This is a genomic window from Caballeronia zhejiangensis, from assembly GCF_000698575.1.
GTDB lineage: Bacteria > Pseudomonadota > Gammaproteobacteria > Burkholderiales > Burkholderiaceae > Caballeronia > Caballeronia zhejiangensis.
This window is the reverse complement of record NZ_JFHD01000017.1, coordinates 26,954-45,386: the sequence shown is the minus strand read 5'-3', so window position 1 is coordinate 45,386 and position 18,433 is coordinate 26,954. Positions and strand designations below refer to the sequence as shown.

General features: G+C 64.1%; 19 protein-coding genes and 1 pseudogene. 10 read left to right on the top strand and 10 right to left on the bottom strand.

Annotation, left to right across the window (positions count from 1 at the left end; all coding sequences use genetic code 11):
* The first annotated feature begins 9 nt into the window (after positions 1 to 9).
* The 4 genes from trmD (at position 10) to BG60_RS20900 (ending at position 3,160) form a co-directional block, all read left to right on the top strand.
* Positions 10 to 780, top strand: coding sequence for a tRNA (guanosine(37)-N1)-methyltransferase TrmD (trmD, locus tag BG60_RS20915; protein ID WP_008342340.1), 771 nt, complete (start codon positions 10 to 12; stop codon positions 778 to 780).
* A 129-nt stretch (positions 781 to 909) separates the two neighbouring features.
* On the top strand, positions 910 to 1,299 hold the full coding sequence (gene rplS / locus BG60_RS20910; RefSeq protein ID WP_008342338.1) for a 50S ribosomal protein L19: 390 nt from the start codon (positions 910 to 912) through the stop codon (positions 1,297 to 1,299).
* Positions 1,300 to 1,442: 143 nt separating this feature from the next.
* On the top strand, positions 1,443 to 2,102 hold the full coding sequence (locus BG60_RS20905) for a CoA pyrophosphatase (RefSeq protein WP_034472679.1): 660 nt from the start codon (positions 1,443 to 1,445) through the stop codon (positions 2,100 to 2,102).
* A 119-nt stretch (positions 2,103 to 2,221) separates the two neighbouring features.
* Positions 2,222 to 3,160: a CobD/CbiB family protein gene (locus BG60_RS20900; protein ID WP_008342334.1), complete on the top strand. Its 939-nt coding sequence runs from the start codon at positions 2,222 to 2,224 to the stop codon at positions 3,158 to 3,160.
* On the opposite strand, the gene BG60_RS20895 is transcribed toward BG60_RS20900, so the two are convergent.
* From BG60_RS20895 to BG60_RS20885, 3 genes are read right to left on the bottom strand one after another with little or no spacing between them, the layout of a single operon-like run.
* On the bottom strand, positions 3,161 to 3,484 hold the full coding sequence (locus BG60_RS20895) for a putative signal transducing protein (RefSeq protein WP_034472677.1): 324 nt from the start codon (positions 3,482 to 3,484) through the stop codon (positions 3,161 to 3,163).
* The gene (rsgA, locus tag BG60_RS20890; RefSeq protein WP_034472675.1) at positions 3,481 to 4,407 is read right to left on the bottom strand and encodes a ribosome small subunit-dependent GTPase A; all 927 of its coding nucleotides are present in this window, start codon (positions 4,405 to 4,407) and stop codon (positions 3,481 to 3,483) included. Before rsgA ends, BG60_RS20895 begins: the two co-directional genes overlap by 4 nt.
* Positions 4,404 to 5,672 carry a M48 family metallopeptidase gene (locus BG60_RS20885; protein WP_008342330.1) on the bottom strand — a complete coding sequence of 423 codons (1,269 nt, stop codon included), beginning with the start codon at positions 5,670 to 5,672 and terminating at the stop codon, positions 4,404 to 4,406. Before BG60_RS20885 ends, rsgA begins: the two co-directional genes overlap by 4 nt.
* Positions 5,673 to 5,775: 103 nt before the next feature.
* On the opposite strand from BG60_RS20885, the gene orn reads away from it, so the two are divergent.
* Complete coding sequence (gene orn / locus BG60_RS20880; RefSeq protein WP_033537098.1) at positions 5,776 to 6,384, top strand: oligoribonuclease; 609 nt, start codon at positions 5,776 to 5,778, stop codon at positions 6,382 to 6,384.
* On the opposite strand, the gene mog is transcribed toward orn, so the two are convergent.
* Together mog and yjgA are read right to left on the bottom strand one after the other, a co-directional pair.
* On the bottom strand, positions 6,381 to 6,989 hold the full coding sequence (mog, locus tag BG60_RS20875) for a molybdopterin adenylyltransferase (protein WP_008342326.1): 609 nt from the start codon (positions 6,987 to 6,989) through the stop codon (positions 6,381 to 6,383). The two genes, orn and mog, sit on opposite strands and share 4 nt — an antisense overlap.
* Entirely contained in the window at positions 6,976 to 7,581 is a 606-nt protein-coding gene (yjgA, locus tag BG60_RS20870; protein WP_034472813.1) for a ribosome biogenesis factor YjgA, read from the bottom strand. The genes mog and yjgA overlap by 14 nt, the downstream gene beginning before the upstream one ends.
* 215 nt (positions 7,582 to 7,796) lie before the next feature.
* Between yjgA and pmbA the strand changes: the two genes are divergently transcribed.
* A complete protein-coding gene (pmbA, locus tag BG60_RS20865; protein ID WP_008342321.1) occupies positions 7,797 to 9,167 on the top strand; it encodes a metalloprotease PmbA in 1,371 nt (456 codons plus the stop codon).
* Positions 9,168 to 9,229: 62 nt separating this feature from the next.
* Here pmbA and BG60_RS20860 read toward each other — a convergent pair whose 3' ends face one another.
* Both BG60_RS20860 and BG60_RS20855 read right to left on the bottom strand, forming a co-directional pair.
* Positions 9,230 to 9,727, bottom strand: a complete 498-nt coding sequence (locus tag BG60_RS20860; RefSeq protein ID WP_008342320.1) for a dihydrofolate reductase — start codon at positions 9,725 to 9,727, stop codon at positions 9,230 to 9,232.
* Between the two features lie 101 nt (positions 9,728 to 9,828).
* Positions 9,829 to 10,029 carry a hypothetical protein gene (locus BG60_RS20855; RefSeq protein ID WP_008342315.1) on the bottom strand — a complete coding sequence of 67 codons (201 nt, stop codon included), beginning with the start codon at positions 10,027 to 10,029 and terminating at the stop codon, positions 9,829 to 9,831.
* Positions 10,030 to 10,684: 655 nt separating this feature from the next.
* Here BG60_RS20855 and BG60_RS20850 point away from each other — a divergent pair.
* Positions 10,685 to 12,064: a sigma-54 dependent transcriptional regulator gene (locus BG60_RS20850; protein ID WP_008342313.1), complete on the top strand. Its 1,380-nt coding sequence runs from the start codon at positions 10,685 to 10,687 to the stop codon at positions 12,062 to 12,064.
* 150 nt (positions 12,065 to 12,214) lie between these two features.
* Complete coding sequence (locus BG60_RS20845) at positions 12,215 to 13,186, top strand: thymidylate synthase (RefSeq protein ID WP_008342312.1); 972 nt, start codon at positions 12,215 to 12,217, stop codon at positions 13,184 to 13,186.
* A 65-nt stretch (positions 13,187 to 13,251) separates the two neighbouring features.
* Here the strand turns inward: BG60_RS20845 and BG60_RS20840 are convergent, their stop codons facing one another.
* Together BG60_RS20840 and BG60_RS20835 are read right to left on the bottom strand one after the other, a co-directional pair.
* Positions 13,252 to 15,252 (bottom strand): DUF6600 domain-containing protein, encoded by a 2,001-nt coding sequence (locus tag BG60_RS20840; protein WP_034472673.1) that lies wholly within the window; start codon positions 15,250 to 15,252, stop codon positions 13,252 to 13,254.
* Positions 15,253 to 15,386: 134 nt separating this feature from the next.
* Positions 15,387 to 16,136 (bottom strand): ArsR/SmtB family transcription factor, encoded by a 750-nt coding sequence (locus tag BG60_RS20835; protein WP_008342310.1) that lies wholly within the window; start codon positions 16,134 to 16,136, stop codon positions 15,387 to 15,389.
* Between the two features lie 145 nt (positions 16,137 to 16,281).
* On the opposite strand from BG60_RS20835, the gene BG60_RS39075 reads away from it, so the two are divergent.
* Positions 16,282 to 16,425, top strand: a complete 144-nt coding sequence (locus BG60_RS39075) for a hypothetical protein (RefSeq protein ID WP_167561857.1) — start codon at positions 16,282 to 16,284, stop codon at positions 16,423 to 16,425.
* Between the two features lie 52 nt (positions 16,426 to 16,477).
* A pseudogene (locus BG60_RS20830) lies at positions 16,478 to 16,997 on the top strand (acyl-CoA thioesterase).
* A gap of 27 nt (positions 16,998 to 17,024) precedes the next feature.
* Here the strand turns inward: BG60_RS20830 and fumC are convergent.
* Positions 17,025 to 18,431 carry a class II fumarate hydratase gene (gene fumC, locus BG60_RS20825; protein WP_174447739.1) on the bottom strand — a complete coding sequence of 469 codons (1,407 nt, stop codon included), beginning with the start codon at positions 18,429 to 18,431 and terminating at the stop codon, positions 17,025 to 17,027.
* Positions 18,432 to 18,433: the final 2 nt, after the last annotated feature.

The window sequence follows — 18,433 nt, the reverse complement described above, 5'->3', positions numbered from 1 at the left end:
GAGAGAGCGATGCAGTTCGATGTCGTGACGCTCTTTCCCGAAATGTTTCGCGCGCTGACCGACTGGGGCATCACCAGCCGGGCGGTGAAGCAGGAGCGGTTCGGTCTGCGCACGTGGAATCCGCGCGATTTCACCACGGACAACTACCGCACCGTCGACGATCGCCCTTACGGCGGCGGCCCCGGCATGGTCATGCTGGCGCGCCCGCTGGAAGACGCGATCCACGCGGCGAAGGCTGCGCAGCGCGAGCAGGGCATCACGTCGACGCGCGTCGTGATGATGTCGCCGCAAGGTGCGAAGCTGGATCACGATCGCGTGATGCGATTCGCGCAGGAACCCGGTCTCGTATTGCTGTGCGGCCGTTACGAAGCGATCGATCAGCGCCTGATCGACCGTGAAGTGGACGAAGAAGTGAGCCTCGGCGACTTCGTGCTGTCCGGCGGAGAACTCCCCGCCATGGCGCTGATGGACGCCGTAGTGCGTCAGTTGCCGGGTGTGCTGAACGACGCGCAATCGGCGGTGCAGGACAGTTTCGTCGATGTGCTGCTCGATTGCCCGCACTACACGCGTCCGGAAGAGTACGACGGCGTGCGCGTTCCCGATGTGCTGCTCGGCGGCCATCACAAGGAAATCGACGCCTGGCGCAGGCGCGAAGCATTGCGCAACACATTCAACAAGCGGCCCGATCTGATCGAGCGGGCGCGTCGCAGCAAGATGTTGAGCCGTGCTGATGAGGCGTGGCTCGCAGAACTCGCGAAGGAAGCGTCGAAGCCCGCATAGGTTTCGAGCGGACGAGCGGGAAAATGGGGGCGTCGAGTGGTATCGGCGCCTGAAGCAAACCCATCCTCTACCGGGGCCTGACTCAATACAAGGCACACAACTCCGGCAAGATGGCACAAGGAGTCAGTAATGAATCTGATTGAGCAACTCGAGAAGGAAGAGATCGCACGCGTTCTGGGCGAGAAGAGCATCCCCGACTTCGCGCCGGGCGATACCGTCGTCGTCAACGTGAACGTGGTCGAAGGCACGCGCAAGCGTGTTCAGGCTTACGAAGGCGTCGTCATCGCGAAGCGTAACCGTGGCCTGAACTCGAACTTCATCGTCCGCAAGATCTCGTCGGGCGAAGGCGTCGAGCGTACGTTCCAGACCTACTCGCCGCTGCTCGCGAGCATCGTCGTGAAGCGTCGTGGCGATGTCCGCCGTGCGAAGCTCTACTACCTGCGCGAGCGTTCGGGCAAGTCGGCTCGAATCAAGGAAAAGCTGGTGTTCAAGGACAAGTCTGCTGCTTCCGCAGAGTAAGTCCCTCGCCAGAAGCAGTACGGAAAAAGCACCCCTCGGGTGCTTTTTTCTTTGGTGTGTTCAAATTGAGGCTTCCACAGAACCGTTCTCGACCCGTGTCCACCGGAAAGACTTCGACTCCCCGCATCCTCGAACCCGAAACGATGCCCGTCCTCTCGACGGGCGAGACACTCCCGCCCGTTCCGCCCGTGCGCCTCACGCCTGAAGGCTTGCGCGCGCGTTTCGCGATGGATCTCGACTGGGCGCAGGAAGAGCGCGAGCAGCGCATCAAGGCGATCGGCGGCGATCCGCGCGTGGCGTCCGTGCTGGTGCCGCTCGTCGTGCGCGAGGGCGGCTTGACCGTGCTGCTGACGCAGCGCGCCGATCATCTGTCGGATCACGCGGGGCAGATCAGTTTTCCGGGCGGCCGACGCGAGCCCGAAGACGCCGATGCCGCCGCCACCGCGCTTCGCGAAGCCTACGAAGAGGTGGGGTTGGGCGCGGAGCATTGCGAGGTCATCGGCGCGATGCCCGAGTATCTGACGGGTACGGGTTTCAAGGTGACGCCGGTCGTCGCGCTCGTGAATCCGCCATTCACATTGAAGGCCGATACACGCGAAGTCGCCGATATCTTCGAAGTGCCGCTCGCGTGGCTCATGAATCCCGCGAATCATGAAGTGCGGGTCTTTCGCTGGGAAGGCGGCGAGCGTCGTTTTTTTGCCATGCCATACAGCCCCGGCGACGGGAAGGCTCCTTATTTCATCTGGGGCGCAACGGCTGGCATGTTGCGCAATTTTTATCGCTTCCTCGTGGCTCGCGCGTGACGGCGCGGAAAGTCCGCGCCCTTGTTGCGCGTTGCGCAAATACTTAGCGCATTAAAGGCGTCGGGCGCTGTGCTATCGTTACGCGAAACTCGAACTATCCGACCGTTTCGGCGCTTCGCATGACTTTTTTCTCCGTATTGCTGGCTCTCGTCATTGAGCAGATGCGCGCGTTATCGCCGCACAATCCGATTTCGGCGTTGCTTCAATATCATGCGGAATCCACCGCGCACGGTTTCGATGCCGGCAAGGAGAAGCATGGCATCGTCGCGTGGCTCGTGGTCGTGCTGCCGTGGACGCTCTTCGTCGGGCTCGTCTATTACGTGCTCTATCGGATCAACTTCGTTCTGGCGTTCTTCTGGAACGTGGTGATCGTCTATTTCACGCTCGGTTTCCGGCAGTTCAGCCACTATTTCACCGATATCCACCTCGCGCTCAACAACGACGACGTTCCGCGCGCGCGGGAAGTCCTGGCCGAGTGGACCGGCATCGATACGGTCGACATGCCCGTCAGCGAAATCGTCCGGCATACGCTGGTTCATGCGGTCGTGGCATCGCACCGGCACGTGTTCGGCGTGTTCTTCTGGTTTCTGATTCCGATCGGCCCGGCGGGCGCGGTGCTCTATCGCATCGCCGAATACCTCGCGCGCGCGTGGTCGAAGCCGAATCCCGAGCGCACCGCGGAGTTCTCGTCGTTCGCGCAACGCGCGTTCTTCATCATCGATTGGGTGCCCGCGCGTCTGACGTCGCTCGGTTTCGCGATCGTCGGCAATTTCGAGGACGCCATTTACGCGTGGCGCAATCACGCGCGCCAATGGCCGGACGCAAACGAAGGCGTGTTGCTGGCAGCGGGCAGCGGTGCGCTGGGCGCGCGTCTCGCGGGGCCGCTCGCCGAGCCGCTTTCGGTCGAAGCGCTTGCCGTCGGCGATGCCAGTCCGTTGCCCGTCGGCGACGACTGCACGCCGCGCACGCTGCAATCGGCTGTCGGCCTCGTATGGCGGGCAGTCATTTTGTGGATGTTGCTGCTGCTGATGCTGACGATCGCCGTGTGGCTGGCGTAATCAATCGTCGAGCGGATCGCGCGCCGTCTGGCAATTCCAGCAGACGGTGAACTGCGGCTCCAGCCACTCGCCGCAATGCTTGCACTTCCAGGGCCGGGCGTTCGCGTCCGGCCCTTTTCTCGCGCGCTCCAGAAGGCGCAAGGCCAGCGCTTCGTCGCGATCGTCGACGATCCAGATTTCCGGCGCGCACTGATCGGCCGGAATCTCCCCCATCGCGCCATTCAAATAACGGTTGTGCAACTCGCACGGCACGCCCGCGGCCGACAGCACGTTCACCCAATGCTGCGCCGTGATGAGATCGGGAGCGCGCGTGAGCCGCTTCATCGAACGATCTGGCTGGCTTCGTGCACGAGTTGCGCGTAGAGCGCGTGACGTTCGGGGCGAATTTTTCCCGCTTCGACGGCTTCGAGCACCGCGCATCCCGGCTCGTGCAGATGATGGCAGTTGTAGAAGCGGCAATGTCCGAGATAAGGCCGGAAATCGGCGAAGGCGCGCTCGAGCTGGCCTTCCGACAGATGATGCAGGCCGAATTCCTGAAAGCCCGGCGAATCGATCAGCGAGCCGCCGCCTGGCAGATCGTAGAGACGCGTGAATGTGGTCGTATGACGGCCGCTGTTGAGCGCGGACGAAATCTCGCGTGTGGCGGCGTCGGCATCGGGGACGAGCAGGTTCACGAGCGTCGATTTGCCCATGCCGGATTGACCGAGCAGGATCGTCGAGCGGTCTTTGAGGCGTGCGTCGAGTTGCGGATGAACGTCGCCGGGCGCCATCTTCGCCGAGAGCTCGATCACCGTGTAGCCGAGTTCGCGATACGGCGCGAGACGTTCGCGCGCGAGCGGCAACGCGCTTTCGACATCGATCTTGTTCAATACGATCAGCGATTCCAGACCGTGCGCCTCGGCCGCGATCAGCGCGCGTCCGAGCAGGTCTTCGCTGAAATGCGGCTCGGTGGCGAGCACGATCAGAAGTTGATCGAGATTCGCCGCGAAGAGCTTCGACTTGAACTGATCCGAGCGATAGAGCAGATTGCGCCGTTCGCCGATCTCGACGATCACGCCCTGATCCGCCGACGACTGCTCGTAGAACACGCGATCGCCTACGGCCACCTCGCTTTTCTTGCCGCGCGGAAAGCACTGGAGCATCGCGCCGCCGTCTTCGGGCGTGACGAGATAGTGCCGCCCGTGCGCGGCGATCACCGTGCCTTCGAGCCGTGCCGCCGCACCTGACCGCTTGAACCCGCGCGTCATGCGGCGTGCTGCATCAGGCGGTCGATGCGCTGCGAGGCGGGCGGATGCGAGTAGTAGAACGCGGTGTAGATCGGATCGGGCGTGAGCGTCGACGCGTTGTCTTCATACAGCTTCACGAGCGCGTTCACGAGATCCTTCGGATCGGTCTGGCTGGCGGCGAAAGCATCGGCTTCGAACTCGTTCTTGCGCGACGTCAGGCTGCCGAGCGGCGTGATGAAGAACATGAACACGGGCAGCACGAGCATGAAGAGCACGAGCGCGAGCCCGTTATTGCTGCCGACGAGCGACGGCCGCACGCCGAGACCTTCGTAGAACCACGTCGTCTGAATGAGCCAGCCGAGCAGCGCGAGCATCGCGAGGCTGATGCCGAACATGACGACCATCAGCTTCAGAACGTGACGGCGCTTGAAATGGCCGAGTTCGTGCGCGAGCACCGCTTCGATTTCGTTGCCGGAAAGCCGCGCGAGCAGCGTGTCGAAGAACACGATGCGCTTTGCCGCGCCGAAGCCGGTGAAATACGCGTTGCCGTGCGCCGAGCGGCGGCTGCCGTCCATCACGAACAGGCCTTTCGCGGCGAAGCCCGTGCGCGACATCAGATTCGTGATGCGTGCGACGAGTGCTTCATCCTTCAGCGGTTCGAACTTGTTGAAGAGCGGCGCGATGAAGGTCGGATAGATGATCATCGCGAGCAGCTGGAAAGCCACCCAGACCATCCACGTCCACAGCCACCAGAAGGTCCCAGCGCGATCCATGAGCCAGAGCGTGAGCAGCAAGAGCGGCGCGCCGATCACGATGGCGAGCACCGTGCCCTTGACGAGATCGACGAAGAAGAGCTTCTTCGACATGCGATTGAAGCCGAACTTTTCCTCGATCACGAAATGGCGGATGTAGTCGAACGGCAGATCGATGACGCTCGTGATCGCCACCACCGACGCCACCAGCGCGATCTGTCCGAGATAGCCGCGGCCGAGCCAGTCCGAAATGGCGAGATCGAGCGCCTGGACGCCGCCGAGCAGCGTCAGCGCGACGAGCACGACCGCGCTCGTGACGACTTCGATCATGGTGAGGCGCGTGCGCTCGACGGTGTAATCCGCGGCGCGCTGATGCGCCGTGAGCGGGATCGTGCCGCTGAATTGCGCGGGCACGCCGTTGCGATGCGCGGCGACGTAGCGGATCTGGCGCGATGCGAGCCACAGCTTGGTCGAAACCATCGCGACGAGGGCGACGACGAAGATCGTCGAGAAGGCGAGAGTGAGGTTGGTCATCCGGGAATTCCGATTGAACTATGCGAGAATTATAGGTTCTAGGCCGTGCCGGCGCGCTCAGAAACTGTGCGGCATGGCTTTCCCATCTTTCAGGCCGCTTTTCATGACCGACATCTCCACCACGCCCGAATCAGAAGAAAACGCGCTCGCGCGCAGCGACATGAACCTCGTGTGGCTCGACATGGAGATGACCGGCCTCGATCCGGACAACGATCGCATCATCGAGATCGCGGTGGTCGTCACGAATTCGACGCTCGACAAGATGGTCGAAGGCCCGGTCCTCGCGATTCATCAGACGGAAGAAGCGCTCGGCCGCATGGACGAGTGGAATCGCAACACGCACGGCCGCTCGGGGCTGACGGAGCGCGTGAAGGCGTCGACGGTCGATGAAGCCGAAGCCACGCGCCAGATCCGCGATTTTCTCGGGGCTTACGTGCCGCCCGGCAAATCGCCGATGTGCGGCAACTCGATCTGCCAGGACCGCCGCTTCATGGCGCGCTGGATGCCCGAACTGGAGACGTTCTTCCACTATCGCAATCTCGACGTCAGCACGTTGAAGGAACTGTGCCGCCGCTGGCAGCCGGCGATTTACAAGGGCTTTCAGAAGCGTGCGATGCACACGGCGCTCGCCGATATCCACGAGTCGATCGACGAGCTCAAGTACTACCGCCAGCATTTCCTGATTCCGTCGGCGAGCGCAGCCGCGTCCTAATTCTTCGGCGGGCGGATCGCGCTCTTCGGACGAAACGCGGCGACCACTTCCGGCCGCGTTTCGATATACGGCCCGCCGATCAGATCGATGCAATACGGCACGGCCGCGAAAATGCCCGGCACTTTCGTTCTGCCGTCTGCGTCTTTCAGACCTTCGAGCGTTTCGCGGATCGACTTCGGCTGGCCCGGCAGATTGATGATGAGCGCAGCGTGGTCTTCCGTTTCGCGAATCACCGCGACTTGCCGCGAGAGAATGGCCGTCGGCACGAAATTCAGGCTGATCTGGCGCATCTGCTCGCCGAAGCCGGGCATCGGCTTGGTGGCGACGGCGAGCGTCGCCTCGGGCGTCACGTCGCGGCGGGACGGGCCGGTGCCGCCTGTCGTCAGCACCAGATCGCAGCGGTGCGTATCGACGAGCTCGACGAGCGTCGCGGAAATGGTCGCGGCGTCGTCGTGAATCAGCCGCGTCTCGGCTCGAAACGGCGTCGAGAGCGCCGCGCCGAGCCACTCGACGAGCGACGGCAAGCCCTTGTCCTCGTAGACGCCGGAAGACGCGCGATCGCTGATCGACACCAGTCCGACTATCAGTTCGTCACGCGTCGTCATCGCGATCGTCCTCGTCGTCTTCGACATCGTCGTCTTGCGCGCCCGACGCGTTCTTGATCCACTGGAAGAGTTCGCGGTAATAGCGCGGCGGCTTTTGCTGCTCGCGCTCCTTGCGCGCGTTGCGGATCAGCGTGCGGCCTTCCTGCGGATCGACGCCCGGATGCGTGCGGATGAATTCGGTGAGCGCGGCGTCATCGGCGAGCAATTGTTCGCGCGTGCGCTCGATCCAGTGCATGCGCGCGGTTTCGGCCTTGTTCACGCCGCGATGGGTGTCGAGCGCGGTGCGCAGCGCGGCGACTTCGTCTTCGGTCAGCGAGCGCATGACCTTGCCGACGTACTGCAACTGACGGCGCTTGCCTTCGTGATCGGTGATGCGGCGTGCCTCGCGCACGGCGTCGCCGAGATCCTCGGGCATCGGCATGCGTTTGAGCGCATCCTTGGGCAGCGCGATGAGCGCTTCCCCCAGCTCCTGCAGCGCGTGCATTTCGCGCTTGAGCTGGGATTTGCTCGGACGGTCGTAGCCGTTTTCGTCGGCCTCGCGATCGTCGTCGCGGCCGGAATCGATCGGTTGAATGCGGGTTTTACGGTTCATCCCGACATTGTAGCTTGCGCCCGCATCGCTTTTGCCGGGTCGCGGCCGGCGCTGCGACAAACCTTGGCGGGTGAATGCACGCCGTCCTTGCTATGATCGCGTGATACGCCGGTCCCGCTTTGCGATGCTCGACGACGAGCGCATCTGGCAGGGAATCCCGAAGCAATCACGACATGCGCGGGCGCGACACGCCCGACTTCCAAAGGCAACCAAAAATGGCAGCAGACATGGACGTCAAGCAACGCTACTTCCCGCATACGCAGGATGAGCTGAAGGAGATCGCCTCCGACATCCTGCGCTACGCGAAGGAACTCGGCGCGAGCGATGCGGCCACCGAGATCTCCGAGGGCGACGGCCTGTCGGTGAGCGTGCGGCGCGGCGAAGTGGAGACCATCGAGCACAATCGCGACAAGATGGTCGGCGTGACCGTGTTCATCGGCAAGAAGCGCGGCAACGCGAGCACTGCGGACTTCACGCGCGACGCATTGCGCGACACGGTCGCGGCCGCGTACAACATCGCGCGCTTCACGGCTGAGGACAGCGCGGCCGGCCTCGCGGAAGCCGAGTTGCTGGAAAAGTCGCCGCAGGACCTCGATCTTTATCACCCGTGGGACATCGACGCCGAAGAGGCCGCCGAGATCGCGCGCCGCGCGGAGGCCGCAGCGTTCGCCGTCGACAAGCGCGTGACCAATTCGGAAGGCGCGAGCGTTTCCGCGCAGCATTCGCAGTTCGTGCTCGCGACGTCGCGCGGCTTCATGGCGGGCTATCCGTACTCGCGTCACTACATTGCGTGTGCGCCGATCGCCGCGGCCGGCCGCGACATGCAGCGCGACGACTGGTACACGTCCAAACGCGATGCATCCGCGCTTGCGGCGCCCGAAGCCGTCGGCCGCTACGCCGCCGAGCGGGCGCTCGCGCGGCTCAACGCGAAGAGCCTCGACACGCGCAAGTGCCGCGTCCTGTTCGAAGCGCCGCTCGCGGCGGGCATTCTCGGCGCGTTCGTGCAGTCGGTGAGCGGCGGCGCGTTGTATCGCAAGACTACGTTCCTCGTCGATAGCCTCGGCAAGCCGGTGTTCGCGCCGCATATCCAGATCGTCGAGGATCCGCATGTAAAGGGCGGCATGGGCAGCGCCCCGTTCGACGAAGAAGGCGTGCGTACGCAACGCCGTAACGTCGTCGAGGATGGCGTCGTGCAGGGCTATTTCCTGTCGACGTACTCCGCGCGCAAGCTCGGCATGCAGACGACCGGCAACGCGGGCGGCTCGCACAATCTGACGATGACGAGCGCGCACACGAAGCCCGAGGACGACTTCGAAGCGATGCTGAAGAAGCTCGATACCGGCCTCCTGCTTACCGAACTGATGGGGCAGGGCGTGAACTACGTGACGGGCGACTACTCGCGCGGCGCGTCGGGTTTCTGGGTCGAGAACGGCAAGATCGTGCATGCCGTCGAGGAAATCACCGTGGCGAGCACGCTGCAGGAGATGTTCCGCCATATCGAGGCAATCGGCGCGGATACCGTCGTGCGCGGCACGAAGGAAATCGGCTCGGTGCTGATCGAGCGGATGACGGTCGCGGGCCAGTAAGCCGCGCCGGTCGAGAAGAGAAAGGCTCCGGAGCGCATCCGGAGCCTTTTTTCATTCCGGCTTCATTCCGACGAGGCGATGCGCTCGTAGGTCACGAAGGCGAACGCGAAATCGTTCGGCGCCGCTGCGCGATGCGGCTCGCGCGACACTTCGCGCCACAACTCGGGATCGGGCGCCGGAAAGCGCGTGTCGCCATCGAAATCGGCGTCGATCTCGGTGACGATCATCTTGTCCGCACGCGCAATGGCATCCTGATACAACTGCGCGCCGCCGATCAGAAACGCTTCCTTCGCCGGTTCGAGCGCGAGCGCCGCTTCGAGGCTCGTCACGACATCGCAGCCTTCGTAGCGCCGGGTGCCGTCGCGCGACACGACGATATTGCGCCGCCCCGGCAGCGCCCTGCCGATGGATTCATGCGTCTTGCGGCCCATGATGATGGGCGCGCCCATCGTCGTGCGCTTGAAGAAGGCGAGATCCTCGGGCAGGCGCCAGGGCAGTTGGTTTTCGCGTCCGATCACGCCATTGCGCGCGCGGGCGACGATCAGAGTCAGCGTCGTCATGGAATAGAAGTCCGGCAAGCTGGCGCGCGCGGGCAGCGCGGCCGGGTGACGATTCTAACCGACGCTTGCGGCGCGGCCAGCGCTCGGCGCGCCGCGCGGGCCTACGCCTCCGGCGCTTCGTCGCCGAGCGGCAGCGTCGTGTGCCATGGGGGCGGCGCGATCTCGTCCCATAGCGTCACGCTGACGCCCGAGCCAGTCGGACGATCGTCGGGCAGGCCCGACGCGGCGGATTCGTCCGCGTTCTCGCCATTTTGATGCGCGTCGGTTGTTTCTCCGCGCCTTAAAGAACTATCGCGTGCCATCGTGACGACATAACCAAGTAATAAATTCCCGCCACGGAAATATCCGGAAATAAAGTAATCGCTTTCTCGGTAAAACGATTAAGCGGGAGTCGAATGCAGGGATAAAGATGAACGCTCGTTCGGCAGCGAGTATTTCTTACCTTCGGGCGCGGTTCTATCGAAGCGAATTGCGTGCCATGTCCGGCAGAGCGTTGCTGCGCAATGAATCGCGAAAATCCGACGAAAGTCCGCAGCAAAAATTCGGCTGTAAACGTTTCACTGCTGAAACATGAAGGCAGAAAAACGTGAACTTCCGGCGAAATCGGTATAAGATTTTGTCTTATTAAATTGTGCGCAATCTCCTTGATAATCGTGTGAGAAATTCTTGCCAAGGCCGTCCTGTCAAGGTTTTGTGGCTAATCCGGCGACTCTCGCGATATTTGTTTCCGGGGTTTCTGGGTTATAGTAGTCTCTCAAAAACGGCGCAGAATCAGACATAAAGGGTTTCGTGGAAGGGTGCGTGGTGTTTCGCGCCGTGTCCCGGGGGCGACGGTTCGAATGGCAAATCCTCTCCAGACGTTTGCGAGCAACGTGCGAGGGCAACGAAGTTTGCGATGTAGCGCGAGCCTTGAACTACGTGACCTTTTCAACGAATGTTGAACAAAGGATCTGAATAATGGACGTCGCTCGGCGGCAACTCATCTATGTGACTCGCGATCCAAGCGAGACGCTGTGCGCGCGATTCGAGGAGCGCGGTTGGCATATCGAAATCGTCGCGAACGCGCGCGACACGCGCAAGGCTTTGCGCAGCGATCTGGCGACCGGCGGGCTGCTCGATCTGTCGAGTCATTTCGAATCTCATGAACTGGCGGCGTTCGAATCGTCGCTGACGATGACCAACGTGGGCTGGGTCGCGGCCACGGTTGCCGGGCAACTGGAAGACGCTGCCGTGCGGCGTCTCATTCGCGACTATTGCTTCGATTACGTGACGCTGCCGACGTCCAACGACCGCATCGTCGACTCCGTCGGTCATGCGTACGGCATGGTTTCGCTGCATGACGCCGCGTCGAACGATGCGCGCAGCGAGGGCCGCGCCGAGGGCGAAATGGTCGGTTCGTGCGACGCGATGCTCGCGCTCTTCCGCTCGATCCGCAAAGTCGCGATGACCGATGCGCCCGTGTTCATCTCCGGCGAATCCGGCACCGGCAAGGAACTCACGGCTGTTGCCATTCACGAGCGCTCGGCGCGCCGCGATCAGCCGTTCGTGGCGATCAACTGTGGCGCGATTCCCGCGCATCTGCTGCAATCGGAGCTCTTCGGTTACGAACGCGGCGCTTTCACGGGCGCGAATCAACGCAAGATCGGCCGTGTCGAAGCGGCCAATGGCGGCACGCTGTTCCTCGATGAAATCGGCGACCTGCCGCTCGAAAGCCAGGCGAGCCTGTTGCGCTTCCTGCAGGAGCGCAAGGTGGAGCGCCTCGGCGGACACGGCTCGACGCCCGTCGACGTGCGCATTATTTCCGCGACGCACGTCGACATGCAGACCGCGATGATCGAAGGGCGCTTTCGCGCGGACCTGTATCACCGGCTGTGCGTGCTGCAGATCGACGAGCCGCCGCTGCGCGCGCGCGGCAAGGACATCGAGCTGCTCGCGAAGCACATGCTCGACCGCTTCAAGAAGGACGCGAGCCGTCGGCTGCGCGGATTCTCGCCGGATGCGATCGCCGCGATCCACAACTACGGCTGGCCGGGCAACGTGCGCGAGCTCATCAACCGCGTGCGGCGCGCCATCGTGATGTCGGAAGGGCGTCAGATCACAGCGCGCGATCTCGAACTCGGCGAATACGTCGAAGTCGCGCCGGTCTCGCTCGCACAGGCGCGCGAGGCCGCCGAACGACAGGCGATCGAACTCGCGCTGCTGCGCCATCGCGGGCGTCTTGGCGACGCCGCGCACGAATTGGGCATCTCGCGCGTGACGCTGTATCGGCTGTTGAGCGCGCATGGCATGCGTCACATCGAGGTCGATGCGCCCTCGGAACACGCCACGCGCGGCTGACAGTCAGGTCGCGGACGAACACCGGACGGGCGCCACAAGGCGCCCGTTTTTTCGTGCCGCTGCACTAAGCGCCCGCATCCATCGCTTGGTAAAATCGATCGTTTACGCCTTCCGCTCGCGAGGGCGCGCAGCGTACCCAGGGAACATCGAATGAAACAGTATCTCGAGCTCGTCCAGACGATTCTCGATACCGGCACTTGGCAGGAAAACCGCACGGGCATCCGCACGATCAGCATGCCCGGCGCGATGCTGCGTTTCGACCTGCAGCAAGGCTTCCCGGCCGTGACCACGAAAAAGCTCGCGTTCAAGTCGGCGATCGGCGAACTCGTGGGCTTTCTGCGCGCGTCGAAGAGCGCGGCGGACTTTCGCGCGCTCGGCTGCAAGGTGTGGGACGCCAACGCCAACGAGAATCCGGAGTGGCTCGAGAATCCGTATCGCCAGGGTCCGGACGATCTCGGCGACGTCTACGGCGTGCAGTGGCGCAAGTGGCCCGCGTACAAGCTCGTCGACGCCTGCGCGGGCGACCAGATCGCCGACGCCACGAATCGCGGCTATCAGCTCGTGACGAGTTTCGTCGAAAACGGGCGCGAGCAGGTGCTGCTGTACAAGGCGATCGATCAGTTGCGTCAATGTCTCGACACGATCATCGAGCGCCCGACCGACCGGCGCATTCTGTTTCACGCGTGGAATCCGGCGAAGCTCGACGAGATCGCGCTGCCCGCGTGCCATCTGCTGTATCAGTTCATCCCGAACGCGGTGACGCGCGAGATTTCGCTGTGTCTGTACATCCGCAGCAACGACGTCGGCCTCGGCACGCCGTTCAATCTGACCGAAGGCGCGGCGCTGCTGCATCTCGTCGGACGGCTGACGGGCTACAAGCCGCGCTGGTTCACGTACTTCATCGGCGACGCGCACATCTACGAAAACCAGCTCGACATGCTGCACGAGCAACTGAAGCGCGAGCCGCTGCCTTCGCCGCAACTGATCATCTCCGATCGCGTGCCGGATTACGCGGTGACGAAGCGCTATGAACCGGAATGGCTGGAGAAGATCGAGCCGAAGGATTTCGCGCTCGAAGGCTACAAGCATCACGACGCACTCACGGCGCCGATGGCCGTATAAGCCGGGTTTCGTCGGTTTGCACAAGAAAACGCGCGGTCGAGGCCGCGCGTTTTGTTTTTGAGGTCTTAACCGCGATGGTGCTCGTTGCCGCCGCCACGTTGCTGTTGCGGCTGTTGCGGTTGATGAGGCTCCCGATTCTGCATCTGCGGCGGCGGAGCCTGACGAACTTCCTGATGCATCGGCTGACGCGTTGGCTCCTGGTGAGGCTGCGGCCGCTGCGCTTCCGGCTGCGGATGAGGCGGCGGCATCTCATGGCGCGGCTGTTCGACCCGCGCCTGGCGATACGCCTCCGGCGACGCGTGACTGGGCTGCGGCTGCATCGAATGCATCGGCATGCGTTGATCGACGTGCGGCGCATCGTTTGCGCGTTGACGCTGCCACATCGGTTGATACGCCTGCTGCGGCGCGCGCGGCTCGCGCGAAACGGCATGTCCGCGCGATGAATCCCCATGCGCGAAGCGCGGATCGTTCGCGCCGAATTGCGCAGCCTGCGGCGGATGCGCAACGCCGTAGCCATGCGGCTGCGCAGGCTGAGCGGGAACCGGCGCCGGCAACGCGCCGCCCGCGATGACCGACCGCGCCGGTCCATGCGTCGCGACGAGATGCACCTGTTCGTTGCGCGCGCCGTACCCGCCGCGCGGATCGCGATTCTGCTGCACGTACCGGTCATGAAAAGCCGGCGGCGCGACGGGCGCGCGTGTCGCGACCACCGGTCGTCCGAATCCGGCCTGCGGCGGCTGATAACTCGCGCGTCGCCCACCGGGCGCGAAGCTGTCGCGCGTCGGCGCAATGCCCGGTGCGCCCGCGAAGAAGCGCGGATGGCGCCAGCGCGACGGATCGACCGCGTACGGCTGACGTCCGACCGGCTGGCCAAGCACGAACAGGTTCGTCGGCACGGCCGTCAGCCCGCGCGGCGCGTGATAGTTGACGTACGTATTGCGCACATAGACATTGCGGTTCACGCGTTCGAAATAACGCGGACTCCAGCCATCCCGATGCGGACGCCACGCTTCGCCCGGTCCGAGCGGAAACCACGCGACGCCCGCCGCCGCGATGCCGCCGACCGTCAGCGCGACGTTCCAGTCGGGGCCGCCATCGCCGTCGCCATCGCCGACGAAACCGACGAGCGCAGGCGAGTACGCGGGCGGCGCGCTGACGTCCATCGGGCCGGGCACCCACGCCCATCGCGATCCGATATACGCCCAGCGGCCATAGTGATACGGCGCGAAGCCCCACGGCGCGTCGTCGATCCATGTCCATCCCCACGGATCCTGCCAGGCCCAATGTCCCTGACGATACGGCGCCCAGTCGGCGGACACGGCGGTCGGCGTCCAGACCGGCCCGTACGACGGATCGTTGCGCCACGTTCCGTTGGCGTCGAGATCCTGATAACCGGGCACGTCGCGCGATACATATCGCGCCGAAATCGAGCGATCTTCGGATGCGTCGCGCCCGGCGGCCCATTCATCGAACGCGTCGGGCGCGGGCGCCGCATTCGCCGATGCCTGCTGCAGATTCGTGCCCTCGAACGTCATCTGCTGCCCGCCCGCGAGTTGCACGGAGCCACCGTCGCCGTACGCGGTGACGCCGCCGCTTCGCACCGTCACGGTCGTCGCGCGGCCATCGGGCGCGACGTCGACGCGCATCTCGCCGGGCGTCGTGATCGCGAGCGCGGTGTTCGGCGTGTCGATCTCGTAGGTCGTGCCGGGCGGGAGTTCGCGCACGCGCGTCGACAGCGTGCCCTGGGCGATCTTGAGTTGCGCGGTGTTGTCGTCGAGCGCGAGGACGGACAGCGCCGTCGATGACCCGAGCCGCACCGCCGTCGAACCGATATGCAGTTCGGAGCGCGCGTTCTCGTCGTTCCAGAGTTGATCGCCCGTCGTCAGCGGACGATTGATCTGCGCGTAGGACCAGTCGGATGCGCCCGCTGCCTCGGTCGTCACCGTGCCCGCCATGTAGCTGAGCCGCGCGATGCGTCCGGGCGGATCGCCTTGTCTGGTTTCCGCAAACGCGTTAAGCCCCGATGCCGACAAAAGCACGCACAAAGCGGCGATCTTGATCTTCATTACGTTCTCCGGCGGCCGCGCGTGCGTTCCGTTCGGCGCACTGAGTTCGCGAGACCTGTCGGATCAATGTATCGCCGGCGCCTGTATCCGTACGATGCCGTTTGTAACGGCTCGCAGGCGCGCGTAACAAAGCTTTATCGCGCGGACAGGAAGCCTTCGAAATGCCGATGCCCCGCGGGCGTCACGCGCAGGACGCGGCGTTTCGCCGTGCGCTCGATCCAGCCGTGCGACTCGCACGCGTCGAGAAACGCCGCGCCGAGCGCGCCGCCCAGATGCGGCCGGCGCTCGCTCCAGTCGATGCAGGTGCACGCGAACCGTCGCCGCCGCGCGCGCTGCGCCTTCAGATCGATGCCGAGTTCGGCGAACGCCTGCGCGCCTTCGGGCGTGGCGTCGAGCGCGGCGGGGCCGTGCGCGGCGTCGTGACGATCGGCGGCGGCGAGCCAGTTGCGCGCGATCATCCGCTCGAAGAGCTGCACGGCGAGTTCGCCCGCCAGATGGTCGTAGCAGGTGCGCGCGAAACGCATTTCGACAGGCACGGCGGAAGGCGGCCGTTCCGGCGCGCGCTGCGGCGCGCTCGCCCGCGCGAGATTGGCGAGCGCTTCGATGGCCGCGGCGATATCCGCCGTCGCGATCCGGTAGTACCGATGCCGTCCGCTCACTTCGAGCGCGAGCAGTCCGCCTTCGGTCAGCCGCGCGAGATGCCCGCTTGCCGCCGATGGCGACAGCCCCGCGATCATCGTCAGTTCGCCGGCGGGGCGCGCGGTGCCGTCCATCAGCGACCAGAGCATGGCGGCGCGGCCCGGATCCGCGATCAGCGCGCCGATGCGCGACAGGCCGGGAAAATGGCGCGCGCGGGAATCGGCGTCGTCGAAAGCGGGGTTCATGGCGATTTCCGTATCGGGCGAAGTAGTCGATGCGTCCACTGTAGCGCGATCGCGCAACCGACGTTTCACCGTGCGCCGAAATGTCGATGCGCGAGGCGCGGCGCTAGAATGACCGCTGGCATTTCGAGGCAGCAGGGAGAGTTCCATGGCCAGATTCATTCTCGCGAGCGCTATAGGCGTTCTCGTGCTCTGCGCGGGCTGCGCGGGCGCGCCGTCGTCGGCGGTGGGCAGCGGCGGCAGCATCACGATGTACGGCACGATCGATCAGGGCATCACCGTCCACGATTGAATATTGCCGACCCTATAATCGGCATTCATTTTCCGCATCAGACGGGCTTCCCATGAATACGCCGACCTCATCCCCCATTCCAGCCGTCCCGAAAAGCCGTGCGGAAACCACTTTCCGCTTTCTCGCCGAGCCGACTTCGGTGAATTTCGGCGGCAAGGTGCACGGCGGCGCGCTGATGAAATGGATCGACGAAACCGCCTACGCCTGCGCCGCGATGTGGTCCGGGCGCTATGCGGTCACGGTGAGCGTCGGCAACATTCGTTTTCGGCGGCCGATTCTCGTCGGCAATCTGGTCGAATTGCGCGCGCGTCGTGACGACGGGGCGCACCAGCATGCACATCCACATTTCCGTGCATGCGGGCGATCCGAAAGTCGGCGAGCTTCAGCAGACGACCGATTGCCTGATGGTTTTCGTCGCCGTCGATGAAAAAGGCCAGCCGACGCCCGTGCCTGCGTTCGTGCCGGAAACGGAAGAGGAAAAGCGCCTCGCGAAATACGCGATGGACGTGAAGGACGCGCTCGATGCAATCGTCGAGCTGAAGCCGGAAGAGGTGGCGGCGGGGAAGGTGTAACCCGCCGCTCTTCGGGCAAGAACGCGCTTACCTTTTTCCCACCATTTCCTCCGGCTTGACCCATTCATCGAACTGCTGCTCGGTCACGTGACCGAGCGCGAGCGCGGCGGCCTTCAGCGTCGTGCCTTCCTTGTGCGCCTTTTTCGCGATCTGCGCGGCCTTGTCATAGCCGATATGCGGATTCAACGCCGTCACGAGCATCAGCGATTCGTTCAGCAGACTGTCGATGCGCTTCTCGTTCGGCTCGATGCCCACCGCGCAGTTATCGTTGAAGCTCTGCGCGCCGTCCGCGAGCAGGCGGACCGATTGCAGCACGTTGTGCGCGATCATCGGCCGGAACACGTTCAGCTCGAAGTTGCCGCTCGCGCCGCCGAAGTTCACCGCGACATCGTTGCCGAAGACCTGGCAGCAGAGCATCGTGACGGCTTCGGATTGCGTCGGGTTCACCTTGCCCGGCATGATCGAGCTGCCCGGCTCGTTCTCCGGGATCGACAGCTCGCCCAACCCGCAGCGCGGTCCGCTCGCCAGCCAGCGGATGTCGTTGGCGATCTTCATCAGGCTCGCCGCGACCGTCTTCAGCGCGCCGTGCGCGGCGACGAGCGCATCGGCGGCGGCCATCAACTCGAACTTGTTCGGCGCAGTCTCGAACGGCAGGCCGGTGAGCTTGCCGATCGCCTGCGCGACCTTCACCGCGAATTCCGGATGCGCGTTCAGCCCCGTGCCGACCGCCGTGCCGCCCTGCGCGAGCTGATACAGATGCGGCAAAGTCGCCTCGACGTGCTTCATGCTCTGATCGAGCTGCGCGACGTATCCCGAAAACTCCTGCCCGAGCGTGAGCGGCGTCGCGTCCTGCAAGTGCGTACGGCCGATCTTCACGATCTTGTCAAACGCCTTCGCCTTCTTGTCGAGCGTATCGCGCAACGTTTTCAGCGACGGCAGCAGATGCTTCTTGATCGCCACGGCCGCGGCGACGTGCATCGCGGTCGGAAACACGTCGTTCGACGACTGGCCGCGATTCACATCGTCGTTCGGATGCACGAGGCGCTCCTCGCCGCGCGGACCGCCCATGATTTCGCTCGCGCGATTGGCGATCACCTCGTTCAGATTCATGTTGGTCTGCGTGCCCGAGCCGGTTTGCCAGACGGCGAGCGGAAATTCGTCGGGATGCTTGCCGTCGATGATTTCCTCGGCCGCCTGAACGATCGCCTTCGCCTTCTTCGAGTCGAGCACCTTCAGGCCTTCGTTCACTTCCGCGGCGGCGTGCTTGATGATCGCGAGCGCGGTGATCAGCTCGGGCGACTGCTTTTCCGTCGAAATCTTGAAGTTTTGCAGCGAGCGCTGCGTCTGCGCGCCCCAGAGCTTGTCGTTCGGCACGGCGATCTCGCCGAACGTGTCCTTCTCCATCCGTACGTCGCCCTTCGCATCGTGTGACATGG

What these genes read in the sequence shown, in the direction of transcription:
- trmD (WP_008342340.1), top strand. Translation starts at nt 10, where the DNA reads ATGCAGTTCGATGTCGTGACGCTCTTTCCCGAAATGTTTCGCGCGCTG.
- rplS (WP_008342338.1), top strand. Translation starts at nt 910, where the DNA reads ATGAATCTGATTGAGCAACTCGAGAAGGAAGAGATCGCACGCGTTCTG.
- BG60_RS20905 (WP_034472679.1), top strand. Translation starts at nt 1,443, where the DNA reads ATGCCCGTCCTCTCGACGGGCGAGACACTCCCGCCCGTTCCGCCCGTG.
- BG60_RS20900 (WP_008342334.1), top strand. Translation starts at nt 2,222, where the DNA reads ATGACTTTTTTCTCCGTATTGCTGGCTCTCGTCATTGAGCAGATGCGC.
- BG60_RS20895 (WP_034472677.1), bottom strand. Translation starts at nt 3,484, where the DNA reads ATGAAGCGGCTCACGCGCGCTCCCGATCTCATCACGGCGCAGCATTGG.
- rsgA (WP_034472675.1), bottom strand. Translation starts at nt 4,407, where the DNA reads ATGACGCGCGGGTTCAAGCGGTCAGGTGCGGCGGCACGGCTCGAAGGC.
- BG60_RS20885 (WP_008342330.1), bottom strand. Translation starts at nt 5,672, where the DNA reads ATGACCAACCTCACTCTCGCCTTCTCGACGATCTTCGTCGTCGCCCTC.
- orn (WP_033537098.1), top strand. Translation starts at nt 5,776, where the DNA reads ATGACCGACATCTCCACCACGCCCGAATCAGAAGAAAACGCGCTCGCG.
- mog (WP_008342326.1), bottom strand. Translation starts at nt 6,989, where the DNA reads ATGACGACGCGTGACGAACTGATAGTCGGACTGGTGTCGATCAGCGAT.
- yjgA (WP_034472813.1), bottom strand. Translation starts at nt 7,581, where the DNA reads ATGAACCGTAAAACCCGCATTCAACCGATCGATTCCGGCCGCGACGAC.
- pmbA (WP_008342321.1), top strand. Translation starts at nt 7,797, where the DNA reads ATGGCAGCAGACATGGACGTCAAGCAACGCTACTTCCCGCATACGCAG.
- BG60_RS20860 (WP_008342320.1), bottom strand. Translation starts at nt 9,727, where the DNA reads ATGACGACGCTGACTCTGATCGTCGCCCGCGCGCGCAATGGCGTGATC.
- BG60_RS20855 (WP_008342315.1), bottom strand. Translation starts at nt 10,029, where the DNA reads ATGGCACGCGATAGTTCTTTAAGGCGCGGAGAAACAACCGACGCGCAT.
- BG60_RS20850 (WP_008342313.1), top strand. Translation starts at nt 10,685, where the DNA reads ATGGACGTCGCTCGGCGGCAACTCATCTATGTGACTCGCGATCCAAGC.
- BG60_RS20845 (WP_008342312.1), top strand. Translation starts at nt 12,215, where the DNA reads ATGAAACAGTATCTCGAGCTCGTCCAGACGATTCTCGATACCGGCACT.
- BG60_RS20840 (WP_034472673.1), bottom strand. Translation starts at nt 15,252, where the DNA reads ATGAAGATCAAGATCGCCGCTTTGTGCGTGCTTTTGTCGGCATCGGGG.
- BG60_RS20835 (WP_008342310.1), bottom strand. Translation starts at nt 16,136, where the DNA reads ATGAACCCCGCTTTCGACGACGCCGATTCCCGCGCGCGCCATTTTCCC.
- BG60_RS39075 (WP_167561857.1), top strand. Translation starts at nt 16,282, where the DNA reads ATGGCCAGATTCATTCTCGCGAGCGCTATAGGCGTTCTCGTGCTCTGC.
- fumC (WP_174447739.1), bottom strand. Translation starts at nt 18,431, where the DNA reads ATGTCACACGATGCGAAGGGCGACGTACGGATGGAGAAGGACACGTTC.